Here is a 23,718-nt window from a genome sequence, read left to right as displayed (position 1 = left end):
GAGCGAGCCTGCTCGCGATGGCGGCAGGTGTTCCAGCCTCATCGCGGGCAAGCCCATACACAGGCTTGCTCCCACAAGAAGGGATTTCGCAGCCAGATCGCCCTCATTCCCGGCGCAAAGCCTTGTGCCATCAGGTAATGCGTTCCAGTTATATAAAAATTCTTAAATAGTATTTTTAAGAATATCTGCGGCTCACTACTATCTGCTCCAAGCCACACGCAGTGCCGCCACTGCCGGGCACATCTCATTCAGGAGCAGCACCATGAGCGCATCTCTACGTAGCGTTGACGGCCAGGACGAAGCAGCCATTTTGCGCGAGATCCAAAGCGCCCTGCGCGACCTGCGCTTTGGCGCAGTGGAAATCACCGTGCACAACGCGCAAGTGGTCCAGATCGAACGCAAAGAGAAATTCCGTTTGCAGAACCCCGGCACCAAGCCGAGCTGAACTGCCGCACGCCAACCGGACCACCGCAGGGCACGCCCATGACCCCAGCCAGCAGCTACACCAGCGTTCAAGCACGAATGCGGGCCTGAAGCGCCATAAGAACAGCCAACACTAAAAAATTTCAGGAGCTTCACTATGTCGTCGATTCGCCGTTACGCGTTGGCCGCCCTGGCCAGTGCCGTTTTTGCTGGTTCTGCAGTGGCCAAGGATTACGAGCTGCTCAACGTCTCCTACGACCCGACCCGCGAGCTGTATCAGGAATACAACGCCGAGTTCATCAAGTTCTGGCAGCAGGACCACGCCGGCGACAACGTGAAAATCCAGCAGTCCCACGGTGGCTCGGGCAAGCAGGGCCGCGCCGTGATCGATGGCCTGCGCGCCGACGTGGTGACCCTGGCCCTGGCCGGTGACATCGACGAAGTCGCCAAATTGGGCAAGAGCCTGCCGCTGGACTGGCAAAAACGCCTGCCCGAAGCGAGCACGCCGTACACCTCGACCATCGTGTTCCTGGTGCGCAAGGGCAACCCCAAAGGCATCAAGGACTGGGGCGATTTGGTCAAGAACGGCGTGGAAGTCATCACCCCGAACCCGAAAACCAGCGGCGGTGCGCGCTGGAACTTCCTCGCGGCCTGGGCCTATGGCCTGAAGGCCGGCGGTAGCGAAGCCAAGGCGCAGGAATACGTCAAGGAGCTGTTCAAGCACGTGCCGGTGCTGGACACCGGCGCTCGCGGCTCGACCATCACCTTCGTCAACAACGGCCAGGGCGACGTACTGCTGGCCTGGGAAAACGAAGCCTTCCTGGCCCTCAAGGAAGACGGCGGCGCCGACAAGTTCGACATCGTCGTGCCGTCGCTGTCGATCCTCGCCGAGCCGCCCGTGGCGGTGGTGGACAAGAACGCCGAGAAAAAGGGCAACGCGCAAATCGCCGAGGCCTACCTCAAGCACCTGTACAGCCCGGCCGGCCAGGAAATCGCGGCGAAGAACTTCTACCGCCCGCGTGACGCCGCAGTGGCCGCCAAGTACGCCCAGCAATTCCCGAAACTGGACCTGGTGACTATCGACAAAGACTTCGGCGGCTGGAAGACTGCCCAACCGAAATTCTTCAACGACGGTGGTGTGTTCGACCAGATCTACACCGCGCAGTAAGCCAGGCAACCGCTAGGAGCGGGGCTATGCGGGGGCTGATATCCGAGCCTGCGCATAGCCCCGCTCCTAGCGTTGCATCTACCCGCTAACCAAGGACTTTTATGTCGCGTCGTATCTCCCCCGTCATACCCGGCTTCGGGCTGACGCTGGGCTACACCTTGGTGTACCTCAGCCTGATTGTGCTTATTCCGCTGGCGGCGATGTTCGTCCATGCCGCCCAACTCACCTGGGATCAGTTCTGGGCCATCATTTCTGCGCCGCGGGTCATTGCGGCGCTCAAGCTGAGTTTCGGTACGGCGCTGTACGCCGCGATCATCAACGGCATCATCGGTACGCTGCTGGCCTGGGTGCTGGTGCGCTACACCTTCCCCGGGCGCAAGGTCATCGACGCGATGATCGACCTGCCGTTCGCCCTGCCCACCGCCGTTGCCGGCATCGCCCTGACCGCGCTCTACGCGCCCAGCGGCCTGGTGGGGCAGTTCGCCACTGACCTGGGTTTTAAAATCGCCTACACGCCCCTGGGCATCACCCTGGCGCTGACCTTCGTCACCCTGCCGTTCGTGGTGCGCACGGTGCAACCGGTGCTGGCCGACATCCCCCGCGAAGTCGAAGAAGCCGCTGCGTGCCTGGGCGCCAAGCCGTGGCAGGTGTTCCGCCACATCCTCGTGCCCGCGCTGTTACCGGCCTGGCTGACCGGGTTCGCCCTGGCGTTTGCCCGTGGCGTGGGCGAGTACGGCTCGGTGATTTTCATCGCCGGCAACATGCCGATGAAAACCGAGATTTTGCCGCTGCTCATCATGGTCAAGCTCGACCAATACGACTACACCGGCGCCACCTCCATCGGCGTGCTGATGCTGGTGGTTTCCTTCGTCCTGCTGCTGCTCATCAACTTGCTGCAGCGGCGCATCGAACGACCTTAAGGAGGCGCACACATGTCCCAATCGTCTATTGCTGCCTCCACCAACGCCGCCCGCCGGGGCAGCGCCGGTTCGCGCCGGGTGCTGATCGGCCTCGGCTGGCTGATTTTTGCCCTGTTCCTGCTGCTGCCGCTGTTTATCGTGGTGTCCCAGGGCCTGAAACTGGGCCTGGGGGCGTTCTTTGCCGCGATCTTTGAGCCGGATGCCTTGTCGGCCCTCAAGCTGACGGTGATCGCGGTGCTGATCTCGGTGCCGCTGAACCTGGTGTTCGGCGTCAGCGCCGCGTGGTGCGTGAGCAAATACTCGTTCCGTGGCAAGAGCATGCTGGTGACCCTGATCGACCTGCCGTTCTCGGTGTCGCCGGTGATCGCGGGCCTGGTCTACGTGCTGATGTTCGGCGCCCAGGGCTTTTTCGGCCCGTGGCTGTCGGACCACGACATCCAGATCGTCTTCGCGCTGCCGGGCATCGTGCTGGCAACCATCTTCGTTACCGTGCCGTTCGTGGCCCGTGAACTGATCCCGCTGATGCAGGAGCAGGGCACCCAGGAAGAAGAGGCGGCGCGCCTGTTGGGCGCCAACGGCTGGCAGATGTTCTGGCATGTCACCGTGCCGAACATCAAATGGGGCCTGATCTACGGCGTGGTGCTGTGTACCGCGCGGGCCATGGGCGAGTTCGGCGCGGTGTCGGTGGTGTCCGGGCACATCCGCGGCGTGACCAACACCCTGCCGCTGCATGTCGAGATTCTCTACAACGAATACAACCACGTCGCCGCGTTTGCGGTGGCGAGTCTGCTGCTGATCCTGGCGCTCTTCATCCTGCTGCTCAAGCAGTGGAGCGAGAACCGTATTAACCGCCTGCGCGCCGGTGCGGCTGAGGAATAACCCATGTCGATCGAAGTCCGTAACGTCAGCAAGAACTTCAACGCCTTCAAGGCGCTCAACAGCATCAACCTGGATATCAACAGCGGCGAACTGGTGGCCTTGCTCGGCCCCTCCGGCTGCGGCAAAACCACCTTGCTGCGCATCATCGCGGGCCTCGAAACCCCGGACGAGGGCAGCATCGTGTTCCACGGTGAAGACGTCTCGGGCCATGACGTGCGCGATCGCAACGTCGGCTTCGTGTTCCAGCATTACGCCTTGTTCCGCCACATGACCGTGTTCGACAACGTCGCCTTCGGCCTGCGCATGAAACCGAAAAACCAGCGCCCGAGCGAAAGCCAGATCGCGGTCAAGGTCCATGAGCTGCTGAACATGGTGCAACTGGATTGGCTCAGCGACCGCTACCCCGAGCAGCTTTCCGGTGGCCAGCGCCAGCGGATCGCCCTGGCCCGCGCCCTGGCGGTGGAGCCCAAGGTGCTGCTGCTGGACGAGCCCTTCGGCGCCCTCGACGCCAAGGTGCGCAAGGAGCTGCGCCGCTGGCTGGCGCGCCTGCACGAAGACATCAACCTGACTTCGGTGTTCGTCACCCACGACCAGGAAGAAGCCATGGAAGTGGCCGACCGCATCGTGGTGATGAACAAGGGCGTGATCGAGCAGATCGGCTCGCCGGGCGAGGTCTACGAAAACCCGGCCAGCGACTTCGTCTACCACTTCCTCGGCGACTCCAACCGCTTGCACCTGGGCGAAGACCAACACCTGCTGTTCCGCCCCCACGAAGTGTCGCTGTCGCGCCATGAACTGGAAGACCACCACGCCGCGCAAGTGCGCGACATCCGCCCCCTCGGCGCCACCACCCGGGTGACCCTCAAGGTCGAAGGCCAGAGCGAGCTGATCGAAGCCGAAGTGGTCAAGGACCACGACAGCCTCACCGGTTTGACGCGGGGCGAGACGCTGTTCTTCAAGCCCAAGGTCTGGCAAAAGGCCTAGGCCGTTGGGCGCGGGCTTGCCCGCAAGGCGCTGCCTCAGGCAGCGAAGAGGTGGGATGTACCGCCGCCATCGCGGGCAAGGCCCGCTTCCACAGTTGAACTGTGGTGTGGGTGGGGTTTTGATTTTCCCTCTGTGGGAGCGAGCCTGCTCGCGATGGCGGCCTGAGTGGCAGGGGTAAGACAGTTGCTCCCCCAGCGCTTGTGTCCGCGCCTACTTGACCGGCCCGGCGCGTTCTTCGATGGCGCGCTGGAGGTCGTGGCGCAGGCCCAGCAGGAAGGCCAGCTCCGCCACCACGAACAGCGGGCCGACAATCAGCCCAGTGACGTCATCGACGAACGCCGGTTTGCGGCCTTCGTAGTAATGGCCGACAAACTGGATCGCCCAGCCGATCACAAATAACCCCACGCCACTGCCCAGCCATACCCCGGTGCTCTGTTGCGCCATGGCGTGGCCTAGCCAAACGGATAGGCCCAAGAGCAGGCTCATCAGTACGCCAAGCCGTATTTCCAGGCGCAGGTAGAACCCCGCCGACGCCAGGGCCAGCAGTACCGCTGGTGACAGCCAGAGCCCGGCCAGCGGCCATTGCGGGCGTGACAGCAGGACCGCCACGGCGACCACGATCAGCGGGATGCCGATGAAGTGGCTGGCGATATTGCGCCGGTCGCGGTGGTAGGCGGCGTATTGACTGAGGTGGTCGACGAGGCTTTTCATTGTTGTTTCCTCCTGTAGGGCGCTGGATCATGCCCTGCGGCTCATCCTGGCTCTGTCGGCCAGGCGACAATCAAGACGGGGTTTTCATGGATATGCGGGCGTGGAGTCAATGTCTGTCTCAGGGGCAGTGGTTCAGTCGAGTGCCTGCGCCTTTTCAGGATAGCCTGCTGACCCGCGCCCGGGTGCGGCGCCTGGCGCCGGGGCAGCGGCTGTTCCAGCGCGGCGACCCGCCGTGCGGGCTGTACGCGGTGCTCGAAGGCGCGGTGCGCGTGGGCGGAGTCAGTGAGGAGGGCAAGGAGGCGCTGCTGGCCCTGGTGGAAGCGCCGCAGTGGTTCGGCGAGATCGGTGTGTTCGATGGCCGCCCGCGCACCCACGACGCCTACGGCGTGGGCCACTGCATCCTGCTGCATGTGCCCCAGGCGACCCTGCATGCCCTGCTGGAGGAACAGCCCCAGCACTGGCGGGCGCTGGCCTTGTTGATGAGCCAGAAGCTGCGCCTGACCTTCATCAGCCTTGAACAGCGCAGCCTGATGCCCGCCGCCGCCCGGGTCGCCCACCGTTTGCTGTTGATCGCCGAAGGCTACGGCCAGACCGAACCACCGCTGCGCGCCTTGCAACTGCCCCAGGAGCAGTTGGCGCTGATGCTGTCGCTGTCGCGCCAGACCACCAACCAGTTGCTCAACGACTTGCAGAGCCAGGGCATCGTGCGGCTCAACTACGGCGCAATCGAAGTGCTGGACCTCGCCCGCCTGCGCGCCGCGGCAAGCCCCGCCGTGTAGCAAGCGGGCCCACAGAAGGAAAATGAAAATCCCACCCACATCACTGTTCAACTGTGGGAGCGGGCTCTGCCCCCGATTGCAATCTGTCAGGCACTGAAGGGGTGCTGATGTACCGCTATCGCGCGCAGGTGCTCAGCGCAACCCATCGCGAAACTGCCCCGGGGTCATGCCGGTCCAGCGTTTGAAGGCGCGGCTGAAGCTGCTGGTGTCGGCAAACCCGAGCAGGTAGCTGATTTCGCTCAGCGAGCACTGCGGGTCGCGCAGGTGCAGCAGGGCGGCATTTTCCCGGCATTCGTTGAGTAGGTTGTCGAAGCGGCAGCCCTCGTCCGCCAGGTGGCGTTGCAGGCTGCGCAGGCTCAGGTGCATGGCCTGGGCGATGCTTTCGGCCGAGGGTTCGCCTTCGGGCAGGCGTGCTTCGATGGCGGCGCGCACTTTGCGCTCCCAGGTCAGCGGGCGCAGTTGGGCGAGGGTGCGCTTGAGCACGGTTTCGTTGTGTTCGGCCAGTTCCGGGTTGGCGTCGTCCAGGTGGCTGTCGAAATCCTGGTGGGCGAACTCCAGGCGATCTTCCTCGGCGCCAAAGAACACCGGGGCGCGGAACACCCGGTGCCAGGGCTCGGGGTCGGCTGGGGCGGCGCGGCGCAGGTACACCGCCAGGGGCGCGTAGTCGCGGCCCAGGCGATTACGGCAGGTGCGCACGTAGATCGCGGCAAAGGCGTCGATGGCTTCTGGTGCCGGCGCGGTACGGTCGCTGGGTTGGCGCAAGTGAAAGCAATAGCGGTCGGGGGTGCGGCTCAGCTCCAGCTCCAGGGCATCGCTGACCACTGTGTGATAACGCACGATGCGCTCGAACACTTCCCGCAGGCTGCCGCTGGCCACCAGCGCATAGCCCAGGGCATGGAAGGTGGTCGGGCTGACGAACCGCGATACCCGCAGGCCCAGGGCCGGGTCGCCGCTGGCTTGCACCGCCAACGCCCACAGGCGCGTGGTGCCGGTAACCGGGTAGCGGGCGTTGGGGTCGTCCATCCATTGCGGGTCCAGGCCCGCCTCGCGGCACAGGGCCGTGCTGTCCAGGTCAAGGGCGTCGAGCTGCTTGCGCAGGGCGCGGGTCCAACTGGCGAGGATGGTGGGTTCGATCATGATGGTTGGCGCCTGGGGTCAACAGGTTGGCGTTCACGGCTACTCTGCCTGGCGCGGCGCCGGGGCAGGATGGGAGCGTCAATGACCAGAGGATGGAAGCATGCACGCCAATAGCGCAAGCCCCGAGCGCCAGAATGCACAACAACGAGCAGCGCACATACGCGAAGTGGTGCTGGCCAAAGGCATGGAACTGCGCCAACGCTACCCGGTTCTCAACCACCAGGACGCCTTGGGCGCGGCCATCCTGGCCTTTGCCCTGGCCGGGATGATCGGCTCGGCGGCGCTCTACATCACGGGCCACATGGCGTGGTGGGTGTGCCTGCTGCTCAACGCCTTTTTCGCCTCCTTGACCCATGAGCTGGAACACGACCTGATCCACAGCATGTACTTTCGCAAGCAACGCGTGCCCCACAACCTGATGCTGGCGCTGGTCTGGCTGGCGCGCCCGAGCACCATCAACCCGTGGATCCGCCGCCACCTGCACCTCAACCACCACAAGGTCTCGGGCAGCGAGGCCGACATGGAGGAGCGCGCCATCACCAACGGCGAACCCTGGGGCCTGGCGCGGCTGCTGATGGTTGGCGACAACATGATGTCCTCGCTGATCCGCATGCTGCGGGCCAAGACCTGGGCGCAAAAGCGCAGCATCTTCATGCGCACGCTCAAGGTCTACGCGCCGCTGGCGCTGCTGAACTGGGGCACTTGGTACGTGTTCCTCGGCTTTCACGGCGCCAATGGCGTGGCCGCGTTGCTGGGTGCGCCTATCGAATGGTCGGCGACCACCCTGGCGGTGATGCAGGGGGTGGATATCGCCGTGGTGGTGCTGGTCGGCCCCAACGTGCTGCGCACCTTTTGCCTGCACTTTGTCAGCTCCAACATGCACTACTACGGCGACGTGGAGCCGGGCAACGTGATCCAGCAGACCCAAGTCCTCAACCCCTGGTGGCTGTGGCCGTTGCAGGCGTTCTGCTTCAACTTCGGCAGCAGCCACGGCATTCACCATTTCGTGGTCAAGGAACCCTTCTACATCCGCCAGTTGACGGTGCCCGTGGCCCACAAGGTGATGGCCGAGATGGGCGTGCGTTTCAATGACCTGGGCACGTTCGCACGGGCCAACCGCTTGCAGGCCCCTCCGGTAGCCAGCGGGCTCGCCCGCGCGGGGTTGCGCAGCAACCCTTAGGAAGGCGGACGGCTTTGCCGCCGAGCGCGGGCGAGCCCGCTGACTACAGGGGGGGCATCGCGCAAGCTCAATTGCAGGGCCGCGAGCCATTTCACCAGGTCTTGCGGGTGGTGCCGGGGTGGAGGGGTTGCGCTTGCCATTGGCGGTGCCGTCCGTGGAGGGTGTGGGATGTGATTCTGAGCAAAAGCCGTAGTTCCTTGGAGGGCCCTGGCAAAAACCAGAGCCCTCCTACGCCCGCCAGAAAAATAGCCGTCAGATCCCATCCCGGCCAATGCCCGGGTCATTCTTTTAGCCCCCGCCCTTTCAGTGCGGCCAATGCCAGGCCGGTTGATCCAGCGCTTTTTGGCCGACGATTTCGGTCTGGCCGAAGTTTTTTTCCAGCACGATGCAGTTGCACTCAGGGTCCTGCTGTAAGGCCGAGATCAAGCGCCGGGCATGGGATACCACCCACACCTGGCAATGCTGCGAGACGCGGATAATCAGGCGCGCCAGGGCCGGCAGCAGGTCCGGGTGCAGGCTGGTTTCCGGCTCGTTGAGCACCATCAGGCTGGGCGGGCGCGGGGTCAGCAGCGCAGCGATCAGCAGCAGGTAGCGCAAGGTGCCGTCCGACAGCTCGGCGGCGGACAGCGGGCGCAGCAACCCTTGCTGATGGAACTCGATGGCGAAACGCGCCCCCGGCAGCGGGTCGATATTGACCCGCGCACCGGGGAACGCATCGCTGATGGCCGCGTGCAGGGCCTGGGCATCGCCGATCTCGATGATGGTTTGCAGCGCCGCCGCCAGGTCGCGGCCATCGTGGTGCAGCACCGGCGTGCGCGTGCCCAGTTGGGGCTGGCGCACGGGGGCCTCGGCGTCGCTGCGAAAGTGATCGTAAAAACGCCAACGGCGGATGAACTCACGCATATGCAGCACCTCGGGCGAGGCGCGCAGGCTGCCGACCTGGTCGAACAGGCTGTCGAACTCCGGCGTGTGCTGGGCCAGCACGTCCCAGGCGCGGCCCTCGCGGGCGCGAACCATCGGGCCGTTGCGTTCCACCAACAGGCTGGCGGGGCGGTACACCGGGCCAGACCAGATGGCTTCGTGCTTGATCTGCGGGTCGAGGGCAAACTGCGACCGGCTCGGCGTCGGCAAGCCCAGGGCAATGGCGTAGCCGAAATCCTCTGCGGTGAACCCCAGGTGCAAACGCACCGGGCCGCTGCGCACGCTGGCCTCGATGGGCACCTCGCCGTTGCGCATGCGCCGGCTGACGGACGCCGGCCCGGCCCAAAAGGTCGATTCCAGCCCACCCTCGCGGGCCAGGGCGTTGACCACCCCGCCCTGGGCCGTTTCGGCCAACAGGCGCAAGGCCCGGTACAGGTTGGACTTGCCGCTGCCGTTGGGGCCGGTAATCAGGTTCAACCGCCCCAAGGGGATCACCAGATTGTTGATAGAGCGGTAATTGGCCACCGCGAGGGTTTGGAGCATGGCAAGGTCCTATGGCTGTGTTGCCCTCACCCCTGTGGGAGCGGGCTCTCCCGCGATGAGGCCGGTACATTCACCGCAGGGCGAGGCGCCGATAGACCGCCCTGGCGCGCCAGCCCGCTCTTACAGGGGAAGGGAGATTTCGTGGCCGCTGAACATAGCATGGGCCTGCCGTCATGCAGAGACGGAACCCTGATCTAAGCTCACAGTCGCATAGTCACTTGCTCGCTTGTATCGCCGCCAAGGAGTCTGCATGGCCGGTTGTGTATCTAAAGGATTATTGGCTCTGGTTGTGCTGTTGTCCCTCGCTGCCTGCGGGGACAAGCCGGCCGTCGAGAAGGCGCGGCCGCGGGTGTATGTGCAGGAGGTGCGGCCCACCGACTTTGCCGCGTCCGTGACCCTCACCGGCGATGTGCAGGCGCGGGTGCAGACCGAGTTGTCGTTTCGCGTGGGCGGCAAGATCATCCAGCGCTTCGTGAATGTCAGCGACCGGGTGACGGCCCGGCAAGTGCTGGCGCGCCTGGACCCCAAGGACTTGCAGATCAATGTCGATTCGGCCCGCGCCCAGGTCGCCGCCGAGCAGGCGCGGGTGGCCCAGGCCAGCGCGGCGTTCGTGCGCCAGCAAAAACTCCTGCCCAAGGGCTACACCAGCCAGAGCGAATACGACGCCGCGCAAGCCGCCCTGCGCAGCAGCCAGAGCGCCCTGGTGGCCGCCCAGGCGCAACTGGCCAACGCCCGTGAGCAACTGAGCTACACCGAGCTGGTGGCTGACGCGCCGGGGGTGATTACCGCGCGCCAGGCTGAAGTGGGCCAAGTGGTGCAGGCCACGGTGCCGATTTTCAGCCTGGCCCGCGATGGCGAACGGGACGCGGTGTTCAACGTTTACGAGTCGCTGTTGATGGCGCCGCCAAGCGACCAGACGCTGGTGGTCAGCCTGCTGGACAACCCGGCGGTCAAGACCACCGGCAAAGTGCGCGAAGTCACCCCGGCGGTGTCGGCGCAGACCGGCACCGTGCAGGTCAAGGTCAGCCTCGGCGAGTTGCCGGCGGGCATGGACCTGGGCTCGGTGGTCAGCGTCACGGCCCGGGCGCCGAGCCTGGCCAGCGTCGAACTGCCCTGGTCAGCCCTGACCAAGTACGAAAGCGCACCCGCCGTGTGGTGGGTCGATGACGACGGCAAGGCGCAGTTGCGCCCGGTCACCGTGGCGCGCTACCTCACCGGCAAGGTCATCATCAGCGCGGGGCTTGAGGCAGGGGAAAAAGTCGTCACTGCCGGTGGCCAGTTATTGCACCCGGGCATGCGCGTCGAGATCGCCACGCCCCCCACCTCCCAGGGAGACGCGCCATGAAGCCCATCCCCTGGCTGTTGGCCGCCAGCCTGTCGCTGGCCGCGTGTTCCAAAGAGGCGCCGGCGCCCGAGCCGGTGCGCCCGGTGTTGTGGGTGCAGGTGCAACCCTTGGCCGAAGAAAGCCTGGGGCGTTTCGCCGGCAGCATCCAGGCGCGCTACGAAAGCAACATAGGCTTTCGCGTGCCGGGGCGCATCGCCAGCCGTAATGTCGATGTGGGCAGCGAAGTGGCCGATGGCGCGCTGCTCGCCACCCTCGACCCCACCGACCAACAGAACCAATTGCGTGCCGCCCAGGGCGACCTGGCGCGCATCGAGGCGCAGTGGATCAACGCCCAGGCCAATGCGCGTCGCCAGCAGCAGTTGTTCGACCGTGGCGTGGGCGCCCAGGCCCAACTGGACATCGCCCATACCGACCTGAAAACCACCGCCGCCGCCCTGGCCCAGGCGCGGGCGTCGGTCAACCAGGCCCGCGATCAATTGGCCTACAGCGAACTGCGCGCCGACCACGCGGCCATTGTCACCGCGTGGAATGCCGAGGCCGGGCAAGTGGTCGCGGCGGGCCAGCAAGTGGTCACCCTGGCGCGCCCCGACATCAAGGAAGCGGTGATCGACCTGCCCGATGTGCTCGTCGACCGTTTGCCCGCAGACGTCGTCTTCACCGTCGCCGCCCAACTGGACCCGAGCATCAACAGCCTGGCCACCGTGCGCGAGATCGAACCCCAGGCGCAAAGCGCCACCCGCACCCGCCGCGCACGCCTGACCCTGGCCCAGGCGCCACAAGGCTTTCGCCTGGGCACGGCCATCAGCGTCACCCTCAGCTCCGCCATTGCACCCCGCATCGAGTTGCCCGCCAGCGCCGTGCAAACGCGCGACGGCAAAACCCGGATCTGGGTGATCGACGACGCGACCCAAACCGTCGCCCCCCGTGACGTCAGCCTGCTCAGCCGCGACAGCGCCAGCGTGGTGCTGGCCGGCGGCGTGGTGGCGGGTGAGCGGGTGGTCAGTGCCGGTGTGAACAGCCTCAAACCGGGGCAAAAAGTCAAAGTCGATAAGGACAGCCCACGATGAAAGGCAGCTTCAACCTCTCCGAATGGGCCCTCAAGCACCAGTCGTTTGTTTGGTATTTGATGTTCGTCGCGTTGCTGATGGGGGTGTTCTCCTACCTCAACCTGGGCCGCGAGGAAGACCCGTCCTTCACCATCAAAACCATGGTGATCCAGACCCGCTGGCCCGGTGCGACCCAGGAGGAAACCCTTAAGCAGGTCACCGACCGCATCGAGAAAAAGCTCGAAGAACTCGATTCCCTCGACTACGTGAAAAGCTACACCCGCCCCGGCGAGTCGACGGTGTTCGTGTTCCTGCGCGACACCACCAGTGCCAAGGACATCCCCGAAATCTGGTACCAGGTGCGCAAGAAGATCGACGACATTCGCGGCGACTTCCCCCGGGGCCTGCAGGGGCCGGGGTTCAACGATGAATTCGGCGATGTGTACGGCTCGGTCTACGCCTTCACCGCCGATGGCCTGTCGATGCGCCAGTTGCGCGACTACGTCGAGCAGGTGCGCGCCGAAATCCGCGAAGTGCCGAACCTGGGCAAGGTAGAGATGATCGGCGAGCAGGACGAAGTGCTCTACCTCAACTTCTCCACGCGCAAACTGGCGGCCCTGGGCATCGACCAGCGCCAAGTGGTGCAAAGCCTGCAAAGCCAGAACGCGGTGACCCCGGCCGGGGTGATCGACGCCGGGCCGGAGCGCATCTCGGTGCGCACCTCGGGGCAGTTCGCCTCGGAAAAAGACCTGGCCAACGTCAACCTGCGGCTCAACGACCGTTTCTATCGCCTGGCCGACATTGCTGAAATCAGCCGCGGCTACGTCGACCCGGCCACGCCCATGTTCCGCTTCAACGGCCAACCGGCCATTGGCTTGGCCATCGCCATGAAAAAGGGCGGCAATATCCAGGATTTCGGCAAGGCCCTGCATGCGCGCATGGACAGCCTCACCGCCGACCTGCCGGTGGGTGTGGGCGTGCACAAAGTTTCGGACCAGGCTGAAGTGGTGGAAGAAGCGGTGGGCGGCTTTACCAGTGCGCTGTTCGAGGCGGTGGTGATCGTGCTGATCGTCAGCTTCATCAGCCTGGGCGTGCGCGCCGGGCTGGTGGTGGCGTGCTCGATCCCGTTGGTGCTGGCCATGGTGTTCGTGTTCATGGAGTACAGCGGCATCACCATGCAGCGCATCTCCCTCGGCGCACTGATTATCGCCCTGGGCCTGTTGGTGGACGACGCGATGATTACCGTGGAAATGATGGTCACGCGCCTGGAAATGGGCGAAACCAAGGAGCAGGCCGCCACCTTCGCCTACACCTCCACGGCGTTTCCCATGCTTACCGGCACCCTGGTGACCGTGGCCGGTTTCGTGCCCATCGGCCTCAACGCCAGCTCCGCCGGGGAATACACCTTCACCCTGTTCGCGGTGATCGCGGTGGCCATGCTGGTGTCCTGGGTCGTCGCCGTGCTCTTCGCCCCGGTACTGGGCGTGCACATCCTCAGCGCCAAGGTCAAAGCCCACAACGCCGAGCCGGGCCGGGTCGGGCGCGCCTTCAACGGCGGGCTGCTGTGGTGCATGCGCAACCGCTGGTGGGCGATCGGCATCACCGTGCTGCTGTTTGTGCTGTCGGTGTTCTGCATGCGTTTTGTGCAGAACCAGTTCTTCCCCTCGTCCGACCGCCCGGAAATCCTGGTGGACCTGAACCTGCCGCAAAACGCCTCGCTGGATGAAACCCGCAAAGCCGTGGACCGCCTCGAAGCGACCCTCAAGGACGACCCCGACGTGCTGCGCTGGAGCACCTACATCGGCGAAGGTGCGATCCGTTTCTACCTGCCCCTGGACCAACAACTGCAAAACCCCTACTACGCCCAACTGGTGATCGTCAGCAAAGGCCTGGAATCGCGCACCGCCCTTACCGCACGCCTGAACCAGCGCCTGCGCGAAGACTTCGTCGGCATCGGTAGCTACGTCCAGGCCCTGGAAATGGGCCCGCCCGTGGGGCGGCCGATCCAGTACCGGGTCAGCGGCAAGGACATCGACCAGGTGCGCAAGCACGCCATCGCCCTGGCCACCGAGTTGGACAAAAACAGCCACATCGGCGAGATCATTTACGACTGGAACGAGCCGGGCAAAGTCCTGCGCATCGACATCGCCCAGGACAAGGCGCGGCAATTGGGGCTGTCCTCCGAAGACGTGGCCAAGCTGATGAATGGCATCGTCAGCGGCGCGCCCGTGACCCAGGTGGACGACGACATCTACCTCATCAACGTGGTCGGGCGCGCCATCGATGCCGAACGTGGCTCGCCGCAAACCCTGCAGAACCTGCAAATCGTCACCCCCAGTGGCATCTCCATCCCGTTGCTGGCCTTCGCCACAGTGCGCTATGAGCTGGAACAGCCGCTGGTCTGGCGCCGCGATCGCAAGCCGACCATCACCATCAAGGCCGCCGTGCGCGATGAAATCCAACCCACCGACCTGGTGGCGCAACTCAAACCCACCATCGCCCAATTCGCCGCCAGCCTGCCGCCCGGCTACTCGGTGGCCACCGGCGGCACGGTGGAAGAAAGCGCCAAGGCCCAAGGCCCGATCGCCAAAGTCGTGCCGCTGATGCTGTTTTTGATGGCGACCTTCCTGATGATCCAGTTGCACAGCGTGCAGAAGCTGTTCCTGGTGGCCAGCGTTGCGCCGCTGGGGCTGATTGGCGTGGTGCTGGCGCTGGTGCCCACGGGCACGCCCATGGGCTTCGTGGCGATCCTCGGCATCCTGGCGCTGATCGGCATCATCATCCGCAACTCGGTGATCCTGGTGACCCAGATCGAGGCCTTCGAGCGCGACGGCTACACGCCGTGGGACGCGGTGATGCAAGCCACCGAGCACCGCCGCCGGCCGATCCTGCTGACGGCGGCAGCGGCCAGCCTGGGCATGATCCCCATCGCCCGGGAGGTGTTCTGGGGGCCGATGGCCTACGCGATGATCGGCGGGATCATCGTCGCCACCCTGCTGACTTTGCTGTTCCTGCCCGCGCTCTATGTGGCCTGGTACAAGATCAAGGAACCGACGCCCCAGGATGCCTAGCTGTCAGGCCCTTCCCGCGCCCGCGCGGGAAGGGCCTGACGCATAAATCGGAAGCCTCGCCAGTGCGCCGCCAAGGCCACCTGGCGTAGCCTCGCCCCCCTTGATTGCAAAGGGGGCTGACCATGTTGCCGCGTTACGTCCTGCTGGCCTGTGCCGTGCTGTTCATGCCTTGGGCACAGGCCCGCATCGAGCTGCAGAACCCGTTGTGGCGCATCGAACTGGAGCCTGCGACCCTGGCGATCCGCGTGACCCCCCGCGACGGCGACGCGGTGCAAGCCTCCGCCGGGGGCCAGGCACGGCGCGTCGGGGCATTGTCGAGCAGCGCCGAGGGCGCCGACTGGCAATGGGACGACGGCGCCTTCACCGTCAATGCCCGCCTCCAGCAACGGGAACTGCTGCTGAGCATCAGCGCCCGCGAGGCCGGCAGCCTGACCTTCCTGGAGCAACCGGGCAGCGCCATGGGCCGGGGCCTGCTCTGGCCGCTGACCGAGGGCCGCTATGTGCCACGTGGCGACCGGCGCTGGCAGGCGTACCTGCTCGACTACGGCGCGATCAACACCACCCAGGACCTGAGCCTGCCGCTGTGGGGCAGCGACCACGGCAACTTCAGCCTGCATTGGCTGCTGACCAACCCATTCAACAATCGCCTGCATTTTCGCGCCGAGGGCGAGGCCCTGGGCCTGAGCGCCAGCCACGAATTCACCGCCCTCAAACCCGATGAACCCTTGACCCTGCGCCTGTACCTGGGCGACGCCGACCCATTGGCCGGGGCCAAGCGCTATCGCCAGTGGCTGATGGAAACCGGGCGCTACGAAAGCCTGGGCAGCAAACTGCTCGCCAGCCCCCAGGCCCGGCAATTGCTGGGCGCCAGCCATATCTACCTGTGGGGTAACGACCTGCTGGGCGCCGAGGATGTGCGTGATTGGGGGCAGTTGTTGCAGGCCCTGGCCTCGGGCCCGCAGGGTTCGCTGGCCGCTCAATTGCGCGAGCGCCTCGACGCTGAGGCGGCGCAGGTCCTCGCCAGCGCCAGCCTGCCCCTGACGCCTTACCAGCGCGACGCTTTGCTGGGCGGCGTGAACCGCGCCCTCAATCAGCAGGCGCGGCAGCTGTGGCGTGCCACCGACGAGCCTGACCTTTCAGCCCTCGGCCGCGCCTACGGGCAGGTGCGCGCGCGGGTGGCCGGGGAGTTTGCCGTTTTTCTGGCCCCCGACCCGCAGGGCTGGGGCGCGGGGTTGTCGCTGCGCACCCTGGAACAGCTCAAAAGTACCGGCCTGCCACGCTTGTGGCTGGGCCTGGGCGACGGCTGGGAAGGGGGCCTGTGGCACCCAGAAACCGTGCGGGCCATGGTCGCGGCTGGCTATTTGGTGGCGCCCTACGATTCCTACCAGACCGCCCTGGCCACTGCTGAAAACCCGGACTGGGTCACCGCCCACCTCGGCACCCAGGCCAACCGCGACTGCGCCATCGTGCTGCGCGATGGCCAGCCCAAGCGCGGCTTCCAGCAAGCGGGGCACTACACCGACCCGCGCTGCGTGCGGCCCCTGCTGCAAGCGCGGACCCGCGCCGTGCAGGAGAGTGTGGGGTTCAACAGTTGGTTTCTCGACGCCTACGCTACCGGCATGCTGTTCGACAGCTACCGCCGCGAGGCGCCCATGACCCAGGCGCAGCAGGCCCAAGGCAATATCGCCGCCGCCCGTTGGGTGGGCGAAACCCTGCAATTGCCGGTGGGTTCCGAGGACGGCAATGCCGTCACCGCCCAGGGCATTCTGTTCGCCCATGGCATGCAGACCCCGGTGATCGGCTGGGGCGATGCAGACTTCAAGGACAAGCAATCGCCCTATTACCTGGGCAACTGGTATCCGCCGCAGCAACCCAGCGTGTTTTTTCGCCCCGCGCCCCTCAAGGAACCCTACCGCAGCCTGCACTTCGCCCCGGCCACGCGGCTGCCGCTGTACCAAGCGGTGTTCCATGGCTCGGTCATCACCAGCCACCACTGGCTGTTCGATAACCTCAAGTTGAGCAACGTGCGGGTGGAAAACGAACTCACCCAACTGCTCTACAACGTGCCGCCGCTGTACCACCTCAGCGCCGCCACCCTCAAACAGCGCCTGGCGCTGATCCAGCGCCACGACCGCTTCTTCCGCCCGCTGCACCAACGCCTGGCCACCCAGGTGCTCACGGATTTCCGTTGGCTCAGCGCCGACCGCCAGGTCCAGCAAACCACCTTCGCCGACGGCACCCGGCTGGTGGCTAACTTCACCCGTCAACGGCGCAAAATTGACGGCCGCGACCTCCCCGGCCATAGCATCACCGCCTTCGTCGCGGACGGGCGGGTGATGGTCTACCGCGCCGACTGAACGGCGTGCGCCGTCACCCCGCCGGCGCCATCGCGGGCGGGCCCGCTCCCACACATGGGCGGGCCAGGCGCGGGAAATGTTTGCTCTGGGGCGCTCTAGCCCTTGCGCCACACACTCGCCAACCAAGGCTGTTGCTCGCGGGGTAGGCCGGCGGGGCGGTAGTAGTGCTCCAGCTCGATGAGCCCTGCGTCGGTCAGCAGCAAGCGCCAGTTTTCCAGGTCGTGGTAGGCGCCGTAGCGCGGGCCGTTCCAGCCTTCCTGGTTGTCGCCCCGGGGGTTGGAGCAAAACAGCACGCCGCCCGGTTTCAGGCAGGCCTGCAATTGGCGCAACACCCGCGGCAGTTCCTGGCTGGGGATGTGGAACAGCACGGCATTGGCGAAGATCCCATCAAAGTGCCCGGGCGGCAGTTGCAGGCTGAGGAAGTCTTGCTGCCACACCTCGCAGCCGCTGTCTTCGCGGGCCATTTGCGCGAAGCGCTCGCAACCGTCCAGGCCCACCGCCACATGGCCCAGGCCAGTGAACGTCTGCAAATCGCGCCCCGGGCCGCAGCCAAAATCCAGCAGGGTGAACGGCGCCACCCCGTGGATATGGCGCAACAGCGCATCGATGTTCTGGCTCACATCGTGGTCGCGGGTGCCGTGGCGGAACTCCTCGGCGACCTGCTGGTAATGGCCCAGGGTGGTGGCAGTGATGTGCTGGAGATCGTCGGCGGTCTGTTTCATGGCGGCTGCGCAGAAGGTGAGAGGCCTCGACTATAAGCGCTTTTGCCGCGCCGGGTGCGCCAGCCTACCTGTAACTTCTGACAGTATCAGGCTGCAAAAAAACCTCGCATGCTATGGCCTGCCTGCTGAGTGGAGCCGCGACCATGCCCAACCACGACACCGCCACCCCGACGCTGAGGGGCATCGACCCCCGCGGCCTACCGGTTCGCCACGTGGCTTATTGCCGGGAAACCGCCGCCCAGGCCAGCGAACCGCGCATCACCCGGCAAGTGTTCGATGCAGCGTGGCGCCAGGTGGCCGCGTGGGATCCGCGTTTGTGGGGCCATGCGCAACGGCCCAACCTCACGACGCGCTACAGCCTCTCGGCGCAGGTGCTGCTGACAGACAGCGTGGATGGCGGCTGGCAGTTGCATCTGTTGAGCGTCGCCCAAGCGCCCCTGTCGAGTTGGGACGCTCGCGGCACTGGCCACCACACCCAGTTCGATCCACAGCTGCGCCCCATCGCCATGACCGAACAACTGGCCGGCCAGGCGCCCCGGGTGGTGGAGCGCTGGGGCTACGGCGCGGTGAACGCCGGCCATAACCAATGCGCACGCTTGGTGCGCCACGACCACCGCGCTGGCACCCGGCAGCTCGTCGAATACAACCTGGCCGGCCAACCGCTGCTGGACCATAACCGCTTTCTCGACAGCCTGGCGCTGCCCGATTGGCCGGTCAGCGTAGCCGCCCGCGACGCCTTGCTGGAGGCGGGAACGTTCGCCAACCAACAGGCCTACACCGCCTGCGGTGAACTGCGCGAGCAGACCGACGCCATGGGCAACCTCCGGCGATTTACCCACGGCCGCGGCGGGCAAGTGAGCGCGGCGTGGCTCACCCTGGCGGGCGCCGGGCAAACGCCGACGCGGCTGGTGAGCGCTATCGACTACAACGCCACAGGCCAGCCCGAGCGGGAAACCGCTGGCAACGGTGTGCAGCTATCCGCCGAGTACGCCGCCGAGGACGGGCGCCTGCACCGCTTGCGGGCTACGGCGACGGGCGGCAAGACCGTGCAGGATTTGCGCTATGGCTACGACCCGGTGGGCAACATCCTGAGCATCGAGGATGCGTCCCAGCCCACCCGTTTTGCCCGCAACCGGCGCATCGAACCGCTCAATCGCTACCACTACGACAGCCTCTACCAAGTGGTTCAAGCCACGGGCCGCGAAGTCGCCCAGCCTAGCCATGGGCCGCAATTGCCCCCATGGCAGTCGCCTGCCGTTGATCCCAATCAGCTACGCCCCTACACCCAGACCTTCACCTACGACGCCGCCGGCAACCTGCGCACGCGCCAACACAGCGCCAGCGCCACCTTCCAGATGTTCACCGCCGCCGACAGCAACCGCAGCAGCGCCCGCGAAGAAGACCTGGCCGGGGGCTTTGACGCCAACGGCAACCAATTGGAGTTGCAGCGCGGGCAACTGATGAGCTGGGACGGGCAGAACCAGTTGAGCCGCGTCACCCAGGTGCAACGCGAGGACGGCCTCGACGACAGCGAACAGTACCTCTACCAACAGCCCGGCCAACGGCTGCGCAAGGTACGCCTGAGCCAAACCCGCAGCCGCACCCTGCGCAGCGAAGTGCGCTACCTGCCGGGGCTGGAGGTGCACCGCGACAGTGCCAGTGGCGAAGAACGCCATGTGCTCAGGGTCGAGGCCGGGCGCAGCCAAGTGTGCGTGCTGCACTGGGCCCAGGCGTTACCCGGCGGCACCCGCAACGACCAGGTTCGCTACACCCTGGGCGACCATTTAGGCTCCTGCACCCTGGAGCTGGACGAGCAAGGCGCGTTATTGAGCCAGGAAGGTTATTACCCCTTCGGCGGTACGGCGTGGTGGGCCGGGCCGAGTGCAATTGAAGCCAACTACAAGAGCTTTCGTTATTCGGGCAAAGAGCGCGATGCGACAGGGCTTTATTACTATGGCTATCGCTATTACGCGCCTTGGTTACAGCGGTGGGTGAGTGCGGATCCGGGTGGGGATATCGGCGGTATTAACTGGTTCTGTTTTGTAAGTAATAATCCAGTGCGCTTTCGCGATTTTCACGGGCTGGTTAAATACAAGGGGAAATATGATGGGTCGGAAATTCAATTAAAGATGAGTGGTGGGAGTTTTGTTGCGCGGGGTTATTCGGAAATAAAAAAACATGATGAGGTCGCCGCACGAAATCTCGACGAGGGCCTTGAGTACGCAAAAGTTGCAGCAGGTGCAGCGTTGAACGTTTTGTCTATGGAGAAAATTCCAAGGAAGTACCGCGAGGTTATTAGTCGTGTTTATGGCAAGTCAGCAGAGCCGAAAGTGTTCATGGAACGACTGCGGTCTGAAGTTCAGATCATGGTTGACGCTCTTGACTTCAGAGCCCAGGAGCAAGGCAAGGAGCAACTCGTTTGGGTGAAAATGAAGGATGGAACCAATGCCTTTACTTATCGTAAAGACCCGCATGAACGAATTTTCATGACTGAGGCTGCCTTGAAGACATCTCCAAAGTACACAGGCATGGTGCTGGTCCATGAGTTGAGCCATATAAAACTTGGGAAATCAGACAGTATTTACTACCCGTCCGGCCACACGCTGAATCCTGCGGACCCAAGTCAGCAGGCACTTGAGGCTGATAGGGTTTCCATGGGGCATAAAGATAATGTGTTGTCCCAATACATAGAGAAGAATTTTTCCAAAGAAGATCGGGTGAAATTGTTTGGAGCGAGCCGAGCGGAAGATATAGAGAAAGCGCTTAAAGATACGCCTGGGTTGCGCACGAACACACTGTTTAATAACGCCGATTCATTTAGCTTGCTGGTATTTTCTTTAGGGCATGAGGCGGTTTGGAAAAAACAGTTGGCAGGGGCGTGACGCCTTGATCGCGCAATCGTGCCGTCACGATTGCGCTTGGCTACTGTCTCAACGCTTATTCAACCCCCGCGCCAGGCGATCCCCGCCCAGTTGGATCGCCGCCACCAGCAGTACCAGCAGCACGATCACGGTGAGCATGATCTGGCTGTCGAAGCGCTGGTAGCCGTAGCGGTAGGCGATGTCGCCCAGGCCGCCGGCGCCGATGGCACCGGCCATGGCCGAGGAGTTAATCATGGTCACCAGGGTGATGGTGAAGCCGCCGACGATGCCGGGTAGGGCTTCGGGCAGCAGCACGTGCCAGACGATATGCCAGCGCCGGCAGCCCATGGCCTGGGCCGCTTCGATCAGGCCGTGGTCCACCTCGCGCAGGCTGACTTCGGCGATGCGCGCGAAGAACGGTGTGGCGGCGATGGTCAGCGGCACCACGGCGGCCCACACGCCGTAGGTGGTGCCGACGATCAGGCGGGTGAAGGGGATCAGCGCCACCATCAGGATCAGGAACGGGATGGAGCGGAACAGGTTGACGAACGCTCCCAGCACCCGGTTCAGCGCGGGCGCCTGGAAGATCCCGCCGGGGCTGCTGGTGACCAGAATCACTGCCAGTGGAATACCCGCCAGCAAGGCGATCAGCGACGACACGCCGACCATCAAAAAGGTGTCGATAAAACCTTGTAGCAACCGATCAAACCACATAACCCAGTACCTCCGTGCGGGGCGCCCACTGGCGGGCGCGTTGGCGCAGTTCTGCGGCGCCCAGGGACGAGCCGCTGACCGCCAGCAGCAGTTGGCCCAGGGCGTGGCCCTGGATACGTTCGACGCCGCCCTGCAACAGGCGCACCCGCCCGCCAAGGGCGCTGAACAACGCCGCCAGGTCGGGTTCGTCGCTGGCGCCGGTGAACTGCAAACGCAGCACCACGGCCGCGTCCGAGGATGGCGGCGCCGTGTGCAGGCGGGTTTGCAGCTCGGCCGGCAAGGCATGTTGCAGCGGCGCCAGCAGGGTTTGGCTGACCTCGTGTTGCGGGTCGCCGAACACTTCCCACACCGGCCCTTGCTCGACGATGCGGCCGTGTTCGAGCACCACCACGCGGTCGCAAACCTCGCGGATCACCGCCATCTCGTGGGTAATCAGCACGATGGTCAGGCCCAGGCGCTGGTTGATCTGGCGCAGCAGGCCGAGGATCGACTGGGTGGTTTCCGGGTCCAGGGCCGAGGTCGCTTCGTCGCACAGGAGAATCTCGGGGTCGTGGACCAGCGCGCGGGCGATGCCCACCCGTTGCTTTTGCCCGCCGGACAACTGCGCCGGGTAGGCCTGGTGTTTGTCGTGCAGGCCCACCAGCTCCAGCAACTCGCGCACCTTGTGCTGGCGCTGGGCCTTGGCCACGCCTGCGACTTTGAGCGCCAGCTCGACGTTCTGCCACACGGTCTTGGCCGACATCAGGTTGAAGTGCTGGAAGATCATGCCGATGCGCCGGCGCAGGGCCACGAGTTGGTCTTCGTCGAACTCGCCGATGTCCACCTGGTCGATCAGCACCCGGCCGCTGCTGGGTTGTTCCAGGCGATTGATGGTGCGGATCAGCGACGACTTGCCCGCGCCGCTGCGGCCGATGATGCCGAACACTTCGCCGCGCTGGATCGCCAGGTCGATACCGTGCAGGGCCGCCACCGGGCCGTGCTGGCCGGGGTAAGTCTTGCCCAGGCCGACAAAGCGCACATGGGCGTGGTTGAGTTGCGGGTGCAGCTCGCTGGGGCTGGCGGTGTGGGGCGTGGCCGGGGCCGTGCGCCGCAGGGCGGTGGTGGCACCCATGGTCAGCCTTCCCAGCCGGCTTGGTAGAGCGTGCCGTGGGCTTTATCCAGGGCGGCGCGCACTGCCGGCGAGTGCTGGTAGATGTCGACGAACTTAATCAGGCGCGGGTCGTCTTTTTTCTCGGGCTGGATGACGAACTGGATCACGTATTCCTTGTGGTCGAGGCCGTCGAACAGCAGGGCGGAGCCGGCATCGAAGGTGTTCGCCAGGCGGATATAGGCCGGGTAGCCCTGCACCAGGTCGGCGTCGTCATAGGCGCGCACCAGTTGTACCGCTTCGACTTGCAGGAGCTTGATGCCCTTGGGGTTGGCGATGATGTCGTCTTCGGTGGCCTTGTAGCCCACGCCCGGTTTGAGGCTGATAAGCCCGGCCTTGGCCAGCAATTGCAGGCCGCGGCCGCTGTTGATCGGGTCGTTGGCGATGGCCACGCTGGCGCCCTGGGGCAGTTCGGCGAAGCTTTTGTACTTTTTCGAGTACAGGCCAACGTTGTTGATGATCCCGGGCTTGAACGGCACCAGGTCGAAACCGGCGGCGGCTTTGGCGTTTTCCAGAAAGGGGATGTGCTGGAAGTAGTTCACGTCGATATCCCCCGCCGCGAGGCTGACGTTGGGCGCGATCCAGTCGCTGAACTCCACCAGTTCGACCTTCAGGCCCTGCTTGCCGGCCTCTTGCACGGCGGCCTCCAGGGGGATGGCGAACGCCGCGGTGGTGCCGACCTTGAGCGGCGCCTCGGCGGCGAAAACGGTCGAACTCAAGAGCCCGAAGGCGAGGGCCAGTGCTTTGACTGGGTGGCTGAGGCGTTGGTTATTCATGGTCGGTTTCCAGTCAATAAAGGTGGGTGGTATC

General features: G+C 64.8%; 19 protein-coding genes. 12 read left to right on the top strand and 7 right to left on the bottom strand.

The window, feature by feature from the left end:
- Positions 1-262: 262 nt before the first annotated feature.
- The 5 genes from oscA to CKW13_RS13930 all read left to right on the top strand — a co-directional run bounded on the left by oscA (position 263) and on the right by CKW13_RS13930 (position 4,374).
- Positions 263-445, top strand: a complete 183-nt coding sequence (gene oscA / locus CKW13_RS13950; protein ID WP_020293745.1) for a sulfur starvation response protein OscA — start codon at positions 263-265, stop codon at positions 443-445.
- 135 nt (positions 446-580) lie between these two features.
- On the top strand, positions 581-1,591 hold the full coding sequence (locus tag CKW13_RS13945; RefSeq protein WP_095109206.1) for a sulfate ABC transporter substrate-binding protein: 1,011 nt from the start codon (positions 581-583) through the stop codon (positions 1,589-1,591).
- A gap of 101 nt (positions 1,592-1,692) precedes the next feature.
- On the top strand, positions 1,693-2,511 hold the full coding sequence (gene cysT, locus CKW13_RS13940) for a sulfate ABC transporter permease subunit CysT (protein WP_095109205.1): 819 nt from the start codon (positions 1,693-1,695) through the stop codon (positions 2,509-2,511).
- A 12-nt stretch (positions 2,512-2,523) separates the two neighbouring features.
- Positions 2,524-3,390, top strand: a complete 867-nt coding sequence (gene cysW / locus CKW13_RS13935) for a sulfate ABC transporter permease subunit CysW (RefSeq protein ID WP_095109204.1) — start codon at positions 2,524-2,526, stop codon at positions 3,388-3,390.
- 3 nt (positions 3,391-3,393) lie between these two features.
- On the top strand, positions 3,394-4,374 hold the full coding sequence (locus CKW13_RS13930) for a sulfate/molybdate ABC transporter ATP-binding protein (protein ID WP_095109203.1): 981 nt from the start codon (positions 3,394-3,396) through the stop codon (positions 4,372-4,374).
- Positions 4,375-4,584: 210 nt separating this feature from the next.
- Here CKW13_RS13930 and CKW13_RS13925 read toward each other — a convergent pair whose 3' ends face one another.
- Positions 4,585-5,085, bottom strand: coding sequence for a DUF962 domain-containing protein (locus CKW13_RS13925; RefSeq protein ID WP_095109202.1), 501 nt, complete (start codon positions 5,083-5,085; stop codon positions 4,585-4,587).
- Positions 5,086-5,171: 86 nt separating this feature from the next.
- Between CKW13_RS13925 and CKW13_RS13920 the strand changes: the two genes are divergently transcribed.
- Positions 5,172-5,864 (top strand): Crp/Fnr family transcriptional regulator, encoded by a 693-nt coding sequence (locus CKW13_RS13920; protein WP_095109201.1) that lies wholly within the window; start codon positions 5,172-5,174, stop codon positions 5,862-5,864.
- Positions 5,865-5,996: 132 nt separating this feature from the next.
- On the opposite strand, the gene CKW13_RS13915 is transcribed toward CKW13_RS13920, so the two are convergent.
- Positions 5,997-7,001: an AraC family transcriptional regulator gene (locus CKW13_RS13915; protein ID WP_095109200.1), complete on the bottom strand. Its 1,005-nt coding sequence runs from the start codon at positions 6,999-7,001 to the stop codon at positions 5,997-5,999.
- Positions 7,002-7,101: 100 nt separating this feature from the next.
- On the opposite strand from CKW13_RS13915, the gene CKW13_RS13910 reads away from it, so the two are divergent.
- Positions 7,102-8,181: a fatty acid desaturase gene (locus CKW13_RS13910; protein WP_095109199.1), complete on the top strand. Its 1,080-nt coding sequence runs from the start codon at positions 7,102-7,104 to the stop codon at positions 8,179-8,181.
- A 303-nt stretch (positions 8,182-8,484) separates the two neighbouring features.
- Here the strand turns inward: CKW13_RS13910 and CKW13_RS13905 are convergent, their stop codons facing one another.
- Complete coding sequence (locus CKW13_RS13905; RefSeq protein WP_095109198.1) at positions 8,485-9,645, bottom strand: AAA family ATPase; 1,161 nt, start codon at positions 9,643-9,645, stop codon at positions 8,485-8,487.
- A gap of 250 nt (positions 9,646-9,895) precedes the next feature.
- Between CKW13_RS13905 and CKW13_RS13900 the strand changes: the two genes are divergently transcribed.
- From CKW13_RS13900 to CKW13_RS13885, 4 genes are all read left to right on the top strand, one after another.
- Positions 9,896-10,990, top strand: a complete 1,095-nt coding sequence (locus CKW13_RS13900; protein ID WP_095109197.1) for an efflux RND transporter periplasmic adaptor subunit — start codon at positions 9,896-9,898, stop codon at positions 10,988-10,990.
- Positions 10,987-12,057, top strand: a complete 1,071-nt coding sequence (locus CKW13_RS13895) for an efflux RND transporter periplasmic adaptor subunit (RefSeq protein ID WP_095109196.1) — start codon at positions 10,987-10,989, stop codon at positions 12,055-12,057. The genes CKW13_RS13900 and CKW13_RS13895 overlap by 4 nt, the downstream gene beginning before the upstream one ends.
- Positions 12,054-15,107 carry an efflux RND transporter permease subunit gene (locus CKW13_RS13890; protein WP_095109195.1) on the top strand — a complete coding sequence of 1,018 codons (3,054 nt, stop codon included), beginning with the start codon at positions 12,054-12,056 and terminating at the stop codon, positions 15,105-15,107. The genes CKW13_RS13895 and CKW13_RS13890 overlap by 4 nt, the downstream gene beginning before the upstream one ends.
- A gap of 122 nt (positions 15,108-15,229) precedes the next feature.
- Positions 15,230-17,464: a glycoside hydrolase gene (locus CKW13_RS13885; RefSeq protein ID WP_095109194.1), complete on the top strand. Its 2,235-nt coding sequence runs from the start codon at positions 15,230-15,232 to the stop codon at positions 17,462-17,464.
- Positions 17,465-17,559: 95 nt separating this feature from the next.
- On the opposite strand, the gene CKW13_RS13880 is transcribed toward CKW13_RS13885, so the two are convergent.
- The gene (locus CKW13_RS13880) at positions 17,560-18,186 is read right to left on the bottom strand and encodes a bifunctional 2-polyprenyl-6-hydroxyphenol methylase/3-demethylubiquinol 3-O-methyltransferase UbiG (RefSeq protein ID WP_095109193.1); all 627 of its coding nucleotides are present in this window, start codon (positions 18,184-18,186) and stop codon (positions 17,560-17,562) included.
- 416 nt (positions 18,187-18,602) lie between these two features.
- Between CKW13_RS13880 and CKW13_RS13875 the strand changes: the two genes are divergently transcribed.
- Positions 18,603-21,068: an RHS repeat domain-containing protein gene (locus CKW13_RS13875; protein ID WP_176465102.1), complete on the top strand. Its 2,466-nt coding sequence runs from the start codon at positions 18,603-18,605 to the stop codon at positions 21,066-21,068.
- Between the two features lie 48 nt (positions 21,069-21,116).
- Here the strand turns inward: CKW13_RS13875 and CKW13_RS13870 are convergent, their stop codons facing one another.
- From CKW13_RS13870 to CKW13_RS13860, 3 genes are read right to left on the bottom strand one after another with little or no spacing between them, the layout of a single operon-like run.
- Entirely contained in the window at positions 21,117-21,761 is a 645-nt protein-coding gene (locus CKW13_RS13870) for a methionine ABC transporter permease (RefSeq protein ID WP_095109191.1), read from the bottom strand.
- Positions 21,751-22,872, bottom strand: coding sequence for a methionine ABC transporter ATP-binding protein (locus tag CKW13_RS13865; RefSeq protein WP_095109190.1), 1,122 nt, complete (start codon positions 22,870-22,872; stop codon positions 21,751-21,753). The genes CKW13_RS13870 and CKW13_RS13865 overlap by 11 nt, the downstream gene beginning before the upstream one ends.
- Before the next feature lie 2 nt (positions 22,873-22,874).
- Positions 22,875-23,684 (bottom strand): MetQ/NlpA family ABC transporter substrate-binding protein, encoded by an 810-nt coding sequence (locus CKW13_RS13860; RefSeq protein ID WP_095109189.1) that lies wholly within the window; start codon positions 23,682-23,684, stop codon positions 22,875-22,877.
- Positions 23,685-23,718 lie beyond the last annotated feature (34 nt).

The organism is Pseudomonas sp. Irchel 3E20 (assembly GCF_900187645.1).
Lineage (GTDB): Bacteria > Pseudomonadota > Gammaproteobacteria > Pseudomonadales > Pseudomonadaceae > Aquipseudomonas.
The sequence above is the reverse complement of the archived record's forward strand: the minus strand, read 5'-3'. Positions and strand labels throughout refer to the sequence as shown.